This window comes from Desulfobacula sp., assembly GCF_014237455.1.
GTDB lineage: Bacteria > Desulfobacterota > Desulfobacteria > Desulfobacterales > Desulfobacteraceae > Desulfobacula.
This window is the reverse complement of sequence record NZ_JABZFL010000051.1, coordinates 101,563-114,590: the sequence shown is the minus strand read 5'-3', so window position 1 is coordinate 114,590 and position 13,028 is coordinate 101,563. Positions and strand designations below refer to the sequence as shown.

The following is a 13,028-nucleotide window of genomic DNA, read 5'->3' as shown; positions in this document are numbered from 1 at the left end:
ATGCCCATTTTTTTATCAGACACCCAGTTCTTTTCGAAATGATGTCATATTGGCTTTGTATTGTTCAAATTCATCTATTGAGAGTTCATCAGGAAAAACAAGCTCCACAGAGGTTAGTAAGTCAACCACATTATTGGCATGGGGCGCCACAGCAAGCACACCAATTTTGCTTCCCTTTTCAAGCTTGATTTTGCCCAACATAAAGTCTGTGATAAATTTACTTTCCTTTCTCAAGATCTTTTTCCAGGTCTGGGGAGTGCCTCCCATAAGGAATTCAGCCTCTCTTTCGCCCTCTTCTTTTGATACCAGTTCAAGCCTGATGAGTTCTCCTTGTTCAAAAAACAGGCAGAAAAACATGTCTTTTTCAATCCCCCATGCGGGCTCTGCCTTGACTCGATAAACCATTTTCCCGGAAAGTTTTTTCAGTTTTTCTTTGGCCTGGGGATTAGACCGGTAAATCCTGGCGCTTTCTTCCAGCCATTCCGGTGTGCAGTAATAAAAGGTTGTCATGATTTCTCCTTTAGCAAATAATATGGTTTATTTGATTTTCCCCTGTGATATTTTGTAGACAACCTCATCCCGCAACTTTTTTTTAAAAAGTTTTTCTGTAACTGTCATAGGAAGTTCATCCCTGAATTCTACAAATTTCGGCACGGCATAGGGGGTCAGGTGTTCACGGCAAAAATTGCGGATATCATCTTCAGTTACAGTTTCAGGATAGTCTTCATGCAGTTTGATTACCGCTGCAACTTTTTCACTTCCCGGGATGTTAGGATCAGGAACTCCAAAAGACGCTGCCATGAGCACGGCAGGGTGCTTAAATATCACTTCATCCACCTGGGTGGAATAGACCTTGTTGCCGGATACATTGATCATGTCCTTGGACCGGTCCGTCATGTGAAAATATCCATCTTTATCCATATAGGCAATGTCCCCGGTTTTCAGCCACCCGTCCTCGGTAAGACCGGACCCTGTTTCAGGCCAGTACCCTTTCATAACCTGGGGCCCTCTCACCAGAATCTCCCCGGGCTCTCCAAAGGGCATTTGCTCTCCGGTGTCCTGGTCTATGATTTTGCATTCCGTATCAGGGGCAGGTACGCCAAGCCCTGTTTTCTCCTTGAGCATGAATCCCGTAATCTTAGAAAAACCAGAAATATTAAAATGTGTTAAAGGTGCGGTTTCGGTAAGGCCATAGCCCTCAGAAACCGGGTTTCCAAGTTCAGCTTTGATAGAATCTGCCACATCTTTTGGCAGAGGAGCTGCCCCGCTCATGGGGATGGAATTGATTCTACCGACTTTTTTCTGTGCAATGCGCATGAATTGCGTGGGCACGGCACAAATCATGAATGGCCTGTATTCTTTTATGGTTTCCACAATAAGGTCAATGTCCCTGGGATCAGGTATCAAAATCAGGCGCAGTCCAAGATGTGCAGCAGACTGTGACATATACCGGCCGTAGGAGTGAAACAAAGGCACCGGTAGAAGAATTGAGGATTTACCTTTAATGCCTTTTATCAAGGGTTTCATTATCCAGGGAAGCCCCATGCGGATACAGCAAGCCCGGTTGAAATGGGTGATCATGACCCCTTTTGGCACTCCTGTGGCACCTCCGGTAAAGGCCAGTTCACACAAATTATTTTTAGGGTCTATTGTTATGTCAGGCGGTATAGCCTCACTGTCCTCAAGAAGCTGTCTGAATTCATAAACACCGTCAGGCATGTCTTCTTCTACCGGTTTCAGGTCAAACCCTTCCTTTGAAGTCACAATGACAGAGGAAAACCCGCATTTTCCCTTGAGGTTTAAAACCCTTTTTAACTGGTCTTCACGGCAGATCAGTACTTTGGCTTTCCCGCTGCCTGCTTCATGGATCAGTCCGTTATCCGTGCGCAGGATACTGGTTGGGATAACGGCCGCACCTGTTTTTAAAATCCCCCAGTCTGCAATAACTGCTTCAGGGCAGTTGGGCAGGAAAACACAGACGCCGTCTCCTTTTTTTACACCGAGACCTGCCAGGGCATTGGCAAATTTGTCTGCATAAATCTTGAGATTCTTATAGGTAATGGTGCGCCCAAGAAAAAGAATTGCTGTCTTGCCCGGATATTGTTTGGCAGCATTGTCCAAAATATTGAAAAGAGGTTCTTCAGGATAGGGGGCCAGGCTGTGGTCCAGTTTATATGGACCCAGCTTATAACTTTTTAACCAGGGTTTGTCTAAATAATTCAAAATTTCTACTCCAGTGATAGTTTTTTTAAATTAATGAAGAACAAGAGAATTCCTTCTTATACTTCTTTGCGGATCTACTTGGCAATATTTTCTTGAATGCCAAGCGTTAAAAGCTTATCAGGTCCGGGATTGCCTGTTGTCTTGTCCCAGCCCCTGAACTCATAATAGGCATCTTTCATCATTTCCAGGGTTTCCTCGTCTATGATCATGCCTTTGGCTGGTCCCTCGGGCAAGGGGTCTTTCATTAAACGACCCGGAAGGCTGTCATGGGTTCTGTCCATACCTGTTTTTGCATTGTAAAGCCTTGCCAGATTGTAAATACGCTCGCCGCAGCGGCGGAAGTCATCCACATCCATATCCCAGCCCAGGGCAGTGTTGATCAGCTCCGTATAGTCTGATGCAGGCAGCAGCATACCCATAAATTTACAGGCCCCGATTGCGTCAAATGCGGTCAAGGCATTTTCCAGATCTACAACAACCTTTGTCTCTTTGGGGTCTGCTACAAAAGGATCTTTGATCTTGCTGTCATCCACTAAAACAAAGGGAGAATCAATAAAAGTAGGGCCTTCTATAAAAGCTGTGATATGATCCCCACCTCTGTTGGCTGTCACATATCCCAGTCCGCATATCTTTGCGGCACGCGGATCATAGGCCGGCAGTTCCATGCCTTTGACGTTCATGGCAAAATGGCTTGAATTTTTTCCAAGTTTTTGAGCTGCAATGCGGGACCCTTCTGCCAGAAGGTCACCAATACCTTCTCTTTTGGCAATTTTTTTCACCAGATCAATGACAAGATCTGCATTACCAAACTCAAGTTCCAGGCCATGGGTCATTTCTTTGGTCAAAATACCCTTTTCATAGCACTCCAAAGCAAAGGCAATGGTGGAACCGGTAGAGATGGTATCAAGTCCGTTTTCATTGCAAAGATAGTTGGCCATGGTGATGGCATTCATGTCAGATACACCGCACAGGGCACCTAAAGTGTTGGCAGATTCGTATTCAGGACCTTCACCGGTTTTTCCGGCATATTTTCCTTCTTTAATCGTTGTGCCACGGCCACAGGCGATGGGGCAGGCGAAGCAGGATACGCCTTGATCCAGAACCTTGTCGGTTAATGCCTCGCTGTTGACTTTTTCAATGTCATCAAATACACCCGTCTGCCAGTTACGAGTTGGATAGCCGCCCCGTGCGTTTACCATGTCCGACACCATGTTGGTGCCAAAAGCTTCAAACCCGACCTTGAGCATGGATTCATCTAGAAAATCAATCTGGCGTCTGGCAGTTATTTTAAACCCGTCAGGATCTGCAATATCAAATTTGGTTTTTCCTGCACAAACAATAGCCTTAAGCTTTTTTGACCCCATGACGGCGCCCATACCTGTCCGGCCGACCGCACGGTGCTTGTTGTTCATAATGGCGGCATATCGTACAAGATTTTCTCCGCCAGGACCAATGGACGCAATCGTAACTTTGTGGTCACTCATCTCTTCGAGGATGTCTTCGGTTTCCGGAACGGTTTTGCCCCATAAGTTTTTGGCGGGCAACAATTTAACGTCTCCGTCCAGAATTTCAAGGTATACCGGAACGGCAGAGCTTCCTTCAATGATAAATCCGTCAAAACCGGCTCGTTTCATGGCAGGTCCAAAACTTCCCCCTGAGTTACCATGGCCCCATAGGCCTGTGAGAGGGGATTTTGCAACAACCGAGTATCGGCTGGCACTTGCTGATGATGTGCCTGTCAAAGGTCCTGTCATAAAAATCAGCTTATTATCCGGCCCGAGGGGATCTGTATCAGCAGGTACTTCTTCAAATAAATATTTTGTTGCCAGCCCGGCACCACCCAAATAATCTTTGGCCCATTGTTCTGGAATTTTTTCAATAGCTGTTGTGCGGCTGGTGAGATTAACCCTTAAGATTTTATCCATAAATCCGTATTTCATATTTTCCCCCCATTTAAATTAATCAGCCTCAATTTTATTTCTTTGAAAGATTTTTCAAGATGCTTCAGGTACGACTGAGCAATCACATTAAACTTTTCGACAAAGGAAGGATGGAATATCTTGTATCAGGATTTCGGCAGCAGATCTGAAAGTTCTTTCTGAATACAATAATAAATGTCTTCGTCACTGCCGTAAACATCAATGACGTCTCTGTGATTGATCAGTTTTTCCACAATAAATGTCATCAGGTACAGGCTTGCAATATTGGGATTTGAAATAAGCGTCCTAAAAGGGGCGACCGCAAAATCAATATCAAAATCGTCTGCTTTACAAAGCGTATCCAGGCATCTTGCAATCTGATTTTCAATACTGGATTTGGAAACAGTTTCAATTAAACCCGTTTCAATGAGTTTCATGGAGATTTTATTGCTAAAGGCATCTATGTTGTCCCGGATCGTGCCGATGATTTTGATTCTTTCCCGTTCTTTGGACGATTCGATTTTTGAAAGAAGTTTTGCTTCCCTGTTCCCGGTATAAAAAAGTTTAGCCATAAAATTATCCTTACTTATCAAAACCATAAAATATTAATCTGTATTTATATAATAAAAACAGGGTATTTTTCAAGCTAAAAATTAAAAATCTTCAATAATAATCTGTGCCGCATTTGTTTTAAATTTATTAATTTTAAGCTTAAATGCAATTTTAGAATAATAATCAGGCAGATTATCCAGATCATTTATATTAAAATGAAACGCCTCAACCTGATGCCGGGAAATGGAGGAGGCTTTTTCAAGAACCATTTTCCTGTGGTTATTTCCAATAATATAAGAAGAGATTACCCGGATGTCTTCACAGATAAATACCGGTTCAGGGTTTGCCACACCAAAAGGCCTTAGCCGGTCCAGTTCTTTGGCCAGGGTGTAATTGATATCTTCTAAGTCAAGAATAGCATCAATGGCCAGGGTTTTTTGAAAATCTTTTTCAGAATAAGCGTCTTCCATATGCCGGTTCAAATTTTGACAAAGCGCCGGCAAATTACCTTTTTTCACCGTCATCCCCGCCGCCCTGGCATGGCCCCCGAATCTTTCAAGCAGTGTCTCGCTTTCCATGAGTGCCTGATAGATATTAATATGATTAATACTTCGACCGGAACCAATGGCATGCTCACCGCTGCTTCCCAGTAAAATAACAGGGCAAAAATATTTTTTTGACAGCTTTGATGCCACAATCCCTAAAACACTCGGGTTCCATTGATCATCCCATAAGAACAGGAGTTTTCTGTCTAACAGGGTGGGGTTTTTGACCAGGCGGTGTTCAATATCAACTACAATTTCCCGCTCAATTTTTTGTCGCTTTGTGTTTAACTGGTCCAGAAGAGATGCTGTTTTTTCGGCATTGACAATATCCGGGCTGGTCAGTTGTGTAACACAGATTCTGGCATGGGAAATCCTGCCGGCAGCATTGATCTTTGGGACAATTTTAAATGAAATGTCATCTGAATCAATTTTTCGGGAATCAATTCTTGATGTTTCGGCAAGCGTTTTTATTCCAAGCCTTGTCCCCTGTCTGATTTTTTTAAGTCCTGCAATACAAAGCACACGATTCTCATTGATCAACGGAACCATATCTCCGATGGTTCCAATGGTAAAAAGATCCAGATAGTCCACGAGATTGGGTTCAATGATGTCGCCCCAAAAAATTTTTTCTCTGAAAAATTTTCTTAAGCCCATAACAAGAAAAAAGGCAACGCCCACACCGGCAAGAAAGTTTAAACCGGATGGACAGTCTTCTCTTTTGGGGTCAACCACAGCCACAGCAGAGGGCAGGGTGGCAGAAGGCTCATGATGATCGGTGATGATAACATCGATATCTTCAAGATTGGCGTCCCTGACGGCTTCATGACTGCTCACACCGCAGTCAACCGTAATAATTAAATCAATATCCTGGTCCACTGCCATTTGAATATGATCCGGCTGGAGGCTGTAGCCCTCTTTGATCCGATGGGGAATATACCATGAAACATTTGCGCCTGAATATTCAAGAAAATCACTGAGAAGTGCTGTGGAAGTGACACCATCTGCGTCAAAATCTCCAAAAATAAGTATTTTTTCCTGGTGTTTAACCGCGGTAAAAATCCGATCCACAGCCTTGTCCATATTCTTTAAAAGGAAAGGATCGGTCAGATTTTGAAAGTTTGGATTTAAGAAAAAAATGGCATCCTCTACCGTGGAAATGCCTCTGGCTGAAAGCAGCACAGCCAAAAGAGGATGGCAGTCCAGTCCTTTGGTTAACAGGTCGACGGTTGCCCGGTCCGGGTCAAAATATTTCAGTATTGTATCCATTAATTCAGAAAGAATTTATATAAGCAAACCTTCAGAAAGTCAATTTGCAATTGACCTGAGATTAATAAATCCCTATGGAGAAAACAACCGGTCAGCTTTTATAGCTTATGCCAATAAGTGAATGGAGCATGGTAATTCACAGTTAATTGTTATATTCTCTTTAAACGGGGTCATTCTTTTGCTTTTTATTTGGTTTACTCATTAAACAGGAGCAAAAATTTGTCATGCATGACATTAATTTTACACATGAGCATGAAATTGAGAAACATGATTTTTTAGGATGCTGCCTGAATTGCAGACAAAGCCTGGAAATTGTAAAACCCCTGATTCTGGGCTTTTCCAAAGATATCAAAATCTATTCGATAGACGCCCTTACAGCACTTGATCCAGAGGAGTTGTACCAAAAATTTCAGATCATTGATGACCTGGCTCACCTGAATGTAGGTGACGGCCTGGCCGGGATGATTCTGGATGATCCGACAATCCGACACGAACTTCCCGTGATCAGATCCTGCTATACAACATTTTTCGATATTCATGAAAGGCACCTGGCAAAGCAATTGCTGAATGCAAAAAATCCCTGGGTGGTATTTGAATCATTTCCCCTGTACCCGAGATATAAAACGCTGATAAAAAATCAGATGGCAAAGATGAATTTTTCTGATGACAGTGTTCTGGCATTTATAGGATGCGGCCCGGTACCCATGACTCTAATCCTGCTGAGCAGGCTGTATAAGGTCAGGACCATTGGAATTGATATCATGCCTGACAGCGTATCACTTGCCAGGAGGGTGGTTGCCTGCCTGGGCCTTGAGGATTATATTACCATTATTCAGGGAGATGAGACCCGGCTCAGGGAACTGGAGTGGGATTCTATTCTTGTTGCCGCACTGGCAGAGCCAAAGATTCGGATTTTTAAAAACCTGCGCACCATTATAAAAAAGGCGGGGCTCCGGCAAGAAGGGAATAACAGTATACCCCTTATCTACCGGACATACACGGGAATGCGCGCTGTCCTCTATAAACCTGTTCAGCCGGATGATATTAACGGGTTTAAAATAATCACGGAGATCCCCCCAACCCAGCGGGTCAACAATACAACTATTATTGCACGGCTTATTGAATGAAGCGTTCATTTAAAAACGAATTCATGAATATTTATTCAGCCATCCGCCATCTGCCGGATGATGAAATATTCAACACACCCGAACCTGTTTTGCGTCCCCATCTTGAGAAACTTAATCGTCTTGGAGCTATGGACATTGACGATAATGAAGCCCAGGATCTGCTGTGTTCTCCAGATTTCAAGCCGGTTATAAAAAAAATTTCCCACATGAAAAGAACCTATGGTTTGAGAATGGAGATCAAGAGCGCGCATTCGATTGTTTCGAGCCCTGATCCCTGGAAAGCAATAAAGGACTTTGCCTTCTTTCCAAACTATGTTGAACTGGCCCACATGGAATATAAGGGCGGAAACCTTAAATCAGAAAATCGTGTTGTATTTCTTGGAAGCGGACCTCTGCCTTTAAGTCTTATCTGTCTTTGCTCACAATACGGTGTTAAAGGGATCGGCATTGAACGTATACCGGAATATGCAAAACTTTCAACAAGACTCATTAAAACCCTTGAATTAACCGAACATATTCGTATTATTCAGGGAAACCATTTTTTGCTGCCTCTTGACCCAAAGTGCCACCTTGTCATGATCGGAGCTGATGCACATCCCAAGAATGAAATCTTCACTCATCTTGCAGGATCACTTCCAGAGGGGACAAGGGTTTCCTATCGAATTTATGAAAAGGGACTGCGAAGACTTATGGATGACAGGTCTGTTTTTGATCTTCCCCATAAATTCAGGGAATACATGCGCATACGCCCGAAGCCTCCGGTAAATAATACGTCTGTTTTTCTGGTAAAGGAGTAATTTTTTAAACTTCAGGCTAAGGGAGCTGTCATGGAAAAAAATATACTTAATATCACAAGCCGGATTCCAACCCCATTTCTTGTCGTGGAAAAAAATATTATAAAAGAAAATATAGCCCGCATCCACGACTATGCAAACCGTTACGGATTCGCTGTCAGACCACACATCAAAACCCACAAGTCCCTTTATATAGCCCGTATGCAGCTTGACTCAGGTGCAAAGGGCATTGCCTGTGCAAAAGCAGGTGAAGCCGAAATCATGGCAGAAATCAATGATGTGGATATTACTGTTGCCTATCCTGTTGTAGGAAACGCCCGGGCAGAATCCCTTGCAAAACTCTCCCTGAAACATAATGTGAGAGTTGCTGTGGATTCTCAATATATAATGGATCAGCTTGCTTTTGCAGCAGCTGATTATAATACTGTTATAGGCATTCTGGTCATGTTTGATGCCGGACTTCACCGCTGCGGCTTTGTCGGGCCCGAACAGATTATAAAACTTGCACAATATGCAAAAAACCTTGAAACATTGCGATACGACGGCATTCAGATGTATCTTGGGCATCTCTACGGAGAGAGCGCCCGTAATGTGCAAAATTTTGAACAGATCAACCAGATGTGGGTTCCTGTATATGATGCACTCTGCTCTGCCGGCCTTAAGCCTGAAATCGTATCATCAGGCTCAACACCCTCCCTGGAAAACACACACCTTATCCCCCATATTAATGAAATCAGGGTGGGAACAGCTGTTTATAATGATTACTTTATTCAAAAGTTTGACCACTGCACTTTGGAAGAGTGTGCAGCACGCGTGGTTGCAACCGTTGTCTCCAACACAACGCCGGGCCGGGTTATTATTGACGCCGGATCCAAGGCTCTTTCCGCTAAGCAGCTGTTACGCTTTAAAAACCTTGAGATGGGATATGTGGTTGAACATCCTCATGCCGTGATAACCCGACTGCATGAAGAACACGGATGGATTGATGTCAGCGCCTGCAGTTCTCCGCCAAAGGTGGGACAACGCCTGAGCATTGTCCCGGTAAATGTGAGCCTCTGCGTTAATCTGTATGATCACTTCTATCTGATCTCTTCCGGCGGGACTCTGCATAAAGAGCGGATTGATGCGCGAGGATGCCTTGTCTGAATTTTCATGTTTGGTTAAATCACACTTCCGGAGAAAATACCTTGACAATTCAACCCATTGACAATTATTTATAATTTCATGAAAAACAATATTGTTAAGACACTCATAAAAAAAGGGATAAAAATTCCCAATCCCGAATCCGTCTATATCTCAGAGGATGTCAATCCGGACAGAATCTCAAGTGAAAATGTTATTATTTATGGCGGTTGTAAGATCATCGGAGAAAACTGCCTGATTATGAGAAATTCTCAAATCGGATATGAAGCACCGGTGACACTTGAGAACACATTTGTCGGCGAAAATACAAAATTAAAAGGGGGCTTTTTTAAGGGCGCTGTTTTTGCCGGTGACAATTCGGTTGGCTCCGGAGCACACGTAAGAGAAGGCACTATATTTGAAGAAGAAGCAAATGCAGCCCATACGGTGGGTCTCAAGCAGACCATTCTGTTTCCATTTGTAACCCTGGGCAGCCTGGTTAATTTTTGCGATTGTTTTATGGCAGGCGGAACAAGCCGTAAAAATCACTCTGAAGTCGGGTCTTCTTTTGTCCATTTTAATTATACGCCCAATCAGGACAAGGCCACGCCTTCCATGCTGGGGGATGTCCATCAGGGTGTCATGCTGAATTCAGATCCGATCTTTTTAGGAGGGCAGGGTGGGCTTGTCGGGCCCGTCAGGATAGGATATGGCTGTATCACAGCAGCCGGTTCCATTATCAGAAAAAATGAATTAAAAAACAACCAGCTTATACTTGGCGGCAGTTTTAAGGATGGTTCCGTTCCAAAACGCTTTTACGTTATTAAAAATGGGACCCATATTTTTAATAACAATATCTATTACATTGCAGGGCTTATTGCCTTAAGATTCTGGTATAAGCACATCCGTTCGCTTTTTGTTTATGATAATTTTTCCAGAGGCCTGATCAAGGGCATGCAGGATAATTTAGATCGCTGTATTGAAGAAAGAATTCAGCGGTTAAAGTTTTTTTGTGAAAAATCAAATCTATCAATGGACAAGTTCAAGCTGGCTGATGAAATTTTTAAAACCAAATGTGAAAACAATCAGTTAAATAAAGAGGGCGAAACATTTATTCAAATTATTAAAAAAAAAATAGATCGGGTAGAAAAAAAATATATAAAGGTCGTTCAGAGCCTGGAACCGGATGAGTGTGAAAAAGGCAGTCAGTGGTTGTTTCATATTGAACAGGGAATGATTGAAAAATTAATCATCTGAATTAATAATCTGGCAGGACTAAAAAATGGGAAAACTTTTTGGGACAGATGGGATCAGGGGAGTTGCCAACCAATACCCCATAACCTGTGAAATTGCGTTGAAAACAGGACAGGCGGTTGGCGTTTTCACCAAAGAGAACGGTTATCAAACGGTGATTATTGGAAAAGATACGCGGATTTCAGGAGATATGCTGGAGTCTGCCCTTGCGGCAGGTGTTTCATCAACAGGTATAGATGTCCTGCTGGCCGGTGTCATACCAACACCGGGTGTGGCATATCTGTGTTCTACTGTTAAAGGTGCGGGCGCGGGAATTGTCATATCCGCCTCCCATAACCCATATCAGGATAACGGAATTAAGATTTTTAAGCATGGGGGAGAAAAACTATCAGACGAACAGGAAAATAAAATTGAGGATTATATCCTTAACAGCAATATTGTTCCACGGGGAAATGTTGGAAAAATGGCTGTAATTTCAGATAGTTTGGAAAGGTACTCCGGTTTTTTGTTAGCGAAGTTTCCTTTTAAGAAACTTGATAAAAAATTAAAACTGATGATTGACAGCTCAAACGGGGCTGCGTCAAAAATCGCCCATATGGTTTTTAATGATAAATTGTTTGATGCCCGATTTATATATGATTCTCCTGATGGAAAGAATATTAATGATGATTGCGGGTCTCAGCACACACAGGAACTGCAACGGCTGGTGGTCAAAGAAAAGGCAGACATTGGGCTTGCATTTGATGGAGATGCTGACAGATTCATCGCTGTGGATGAAAACGGTACCGAAATTACAGGGGACAGGGTGCTTGCAGTTTGCGCAAAGTTTGCAAAAGAGCGGGGAATTCTGAATAAAAACATAGTTGTAAGCACAATCATGAGCAATATTGGTTTGGGTAAGACGCTTGACAGTCTTGGGATTGGCCATATTAAATCTAATGTCGGGGATCGCAAGGTCCTTGAGGAGATGAAGCGATCCGGTGCTGTCATTGGTGGCGAGGATTCTGGTCATATGATTTTTTTAAACGACCATACAACCGGGGACGGGATGCTTTCAGCATTAAAACTGCTTGAGGTAATGATGGAAACAGGCCGATCATTATCCAGTCTTGCTTCCGTCATGACGGTCTATCCCCAGGTACTCATGAATGTGAAAATGGATAAATCCCGCCCGGATTTCATGAAAATCAAGCCAATTGCAGATACAATTAAAACCGTTGAAAAAAAGCTGGGAGATGCGGGCAGGGTATTGATCCGCTATTCAGGCACCCAGCCCTTGCTTCGGGTAATGGTGGAAGGACCGGATCAGAGTCAGGTTGAAAAATACTGCCAGGATATATGCAAAAGCATTAAAGAAAATATTTAAATAATCGTGGTGCCGCCGCCACGCCATAAACAAAACGGGTATCTATAAAAGATACCCGTTTGCATTCTCAGTTATTGGTGAGGGGAAATTAATCTCTGCTGCCGCCAAAAATATAAAGCATCATGATAAACAGATTAATAAAGTCAAGATACAGGGTAAGCGCTCCCATTAATGCGCCTTTTCGAATCATTGCCCCTGATGCACTATTAGGGATTGTGGCTGACATGGTTTTCAATTTTTGGGTGTCGTAGGCGGTAAGGCCGATAAACACAACCACACCAATATAAGAAATGATCATTTGCATGGCTGAGCTTTGCATAAATATGTTGACAACAGAGGCTATAACAATTCCGATTAAGCCCATAAACATAAATCCGCCAAGAGATGTCAGATCTTTTTTGGTGACCATTCCATAAACACTGCAGGCAAGAAACGTTACAGCGCAAATCATAAATGTAGAGACAATAGACGTGGCAGTGTAACGAAGAAAAATAAAAGATAAGGTTATGCCATTTAAAATGGAGTAGATGGTAAACAGGGCAGTCGCAGTCGCAGCTTTAATTTTTTGTATTCTCGCACTTAGAAAAAAGACAAACCCAAGCTCTGCAAAAATCAATATCATGATTAAGCCGGGAGTTCCGTATAGGATTTGAAGCGCGGTTTCATTATGAGATACGTAATATGCCGTAAAGCCTGTAAGGGACAGCGCAATGAACATCCAATTGTATACGCTTCTAATAAAAGAATTTGTTTTTACCAGGACAGCGCTTTGTGAAACTGAAGAGTATGGATCCATTTTTGTTCCTCCAAAAAATTATTATTTGAGCTGTAATATAACACGGAAGGGGGAGATTTCAAGA

The 13,028-nt window shown here is 42.9% G+C and carries 11 protein-coding genes; 5 read left to right on the top strand and 6 right to left on the bottom strand.

Features of this window, described 5'->3' with window-relative positions:
* Positions 1–15: 15 nt before the first annotated feature.
* From HGJ91_RS07640 to recJ, 5 genes are all read right to left on the bottom strand, one after another.
* Positions 16–510 (bottom strand): SCP2 sterol-binding domain-containing protein, encoded by a 495-nt coding sequence (locus tag HGJ91_RS07640; RefSeq protein WP_291347120.1) that lies wholly within the window; start codon positions 508–510, stop codon positions 16–18.
* A gap of 27 nt (positions 511–537) precedes the next feature.
* Positions 538–2,223 (bottom strand): AMP-binding protein, encoded by a 1,686-nt coding sequence (locus tag HGJ91_RS07635; protein WP_291347119.1) that lies wholly within the window; start codon positions 2,221–2,223, stop codon positions 538–540.
* Positions 2,224–2,297: 74 nt separating this feature from the next.
* The gene (locus HGJ91_RS07630) at positions 2,298–4,163 is read right to left on the bottom strand and encodes an aldehyde ferredoxin oxidoreductase family protein (RefSeq protein WP_291347118.1); all 1,866 of its coding nucleotides are present in this window, start codon (positions 4,161–4,163) and stop codon (positions 2,298–2,300) included.
* 125 nt (positions 4,164–4,288) lie between these two features.
* Positions 4,289–4,714: a hypothetical protein gene (locus HGJ91_RS07625; RefSeq protein ID WP_291347117.1), complete on the bottom strand. Its 426-nt coding sequence runs from the start codon at positions 4,712–4,714 to the stop codon at positions 4,289–4,291.
* 81 nt (positions 4,715–4,795) lie between these two features.
* Positions 4,796–6,505: a single-stranded-DNA-specific exonuclease RecJ gene (gene recJ / locus HGJ91_RS07620; RefSeq protein WP_291347116.1), complete on the bottom strand. Its 1,710-nt coding sequence runs from the start codon at positions 6,503–6,505 to the stop codon at positions 4,796–4,798.
* A 224-nt stretch (positions 6,506–6,729) separates the two neighbouring features.
* On the opposite strand from recJ, the gene HGJ91_RS07615 reads away from it, so the two are divergent.
* The 5 genes from HGJ91_RS07615 (at position 6,730) to glmM (ending at position 12,168) form a co-directional block, all read left to right on the top strand.
* Entirely contained in the window at positions 6,730–7,632 is a 903-nt protein-coding gene (locus HGJ91_RS07615; protein WP_291347115.1) for a nicotianamine synthase family protein, read from the top strand.
* Positions 7,629–8,429, top strand: a complete 801-nt coding sequence (locus tag HGJ91_RS07610) for a nicotianamine synthase family protein (protein WP_291347114.1) — start codon at positions 7,629–7,631, stop codon at positions 8,427–8,429. The genes HGJ91_RS07615 and HGJ91_RS07610 overlap by 4 nt, the downstream gene beginning before the upstream one ends.
* A gap of 30 nt (positions 8,430–8,459) precedes the next feature.
* Positions 8,460–9,572 (top strand): alanine racemase, encoded by a 1,113-nt coding sequence (locus HGJ91_RS07605; RefSeq protein ID WP_291347113.1) that lies wholly within the window; start codon positions 8,460–8,462, stop codon positions 9,570–9,572.
* A gap of 78 nt (positions 9,573–9,650) precedes the next feature.
* The gene (locus tag HGJ91_RS07600) at positions 9,651–10,805 is read left to right on the top strand and encodes a protein GlmU (RefSeq protein ID WP_291347112.1); all 1,155 of its coding nucleotides are present in this window, start codon (positions 9,651–9,653) and stop codon (positions 10,803–10,805) included.
* Between the two features lie 25 nt (positions 10,806–10,830).
* Positions 10,831–12,168, top strand: coding sequence for a phosphoglucosamine mutase (gene glmM / locus HGJ91_RS07595; protein ID WP_291347111.1), 1,338 nt, complete (start codon positions 10,831–10,833; stop codon positions 12,166–12,168).
* Between the two features lie 88 nt (positions 12,169–12,256).
* Here glmM and HGJ91_RS07590 read toward each other — a convergent pair whose 3' ends face one another.
* Positions 12,257–12,964 carry a Bax inhibitor-1/YccA family protein gene (locus HGJ91_RS07590; RefSeq protein WP_291347110.1) on the bottom strand — a complete coding sequence of 236 codons (708 nt, stop codon included), beginning with the start codon at positions 12,962–12,964 and terminating at the stop codon, positions 12,257–12,259.
* Positions 12,965–13,028: the final 64 nt, after the last annotated feature.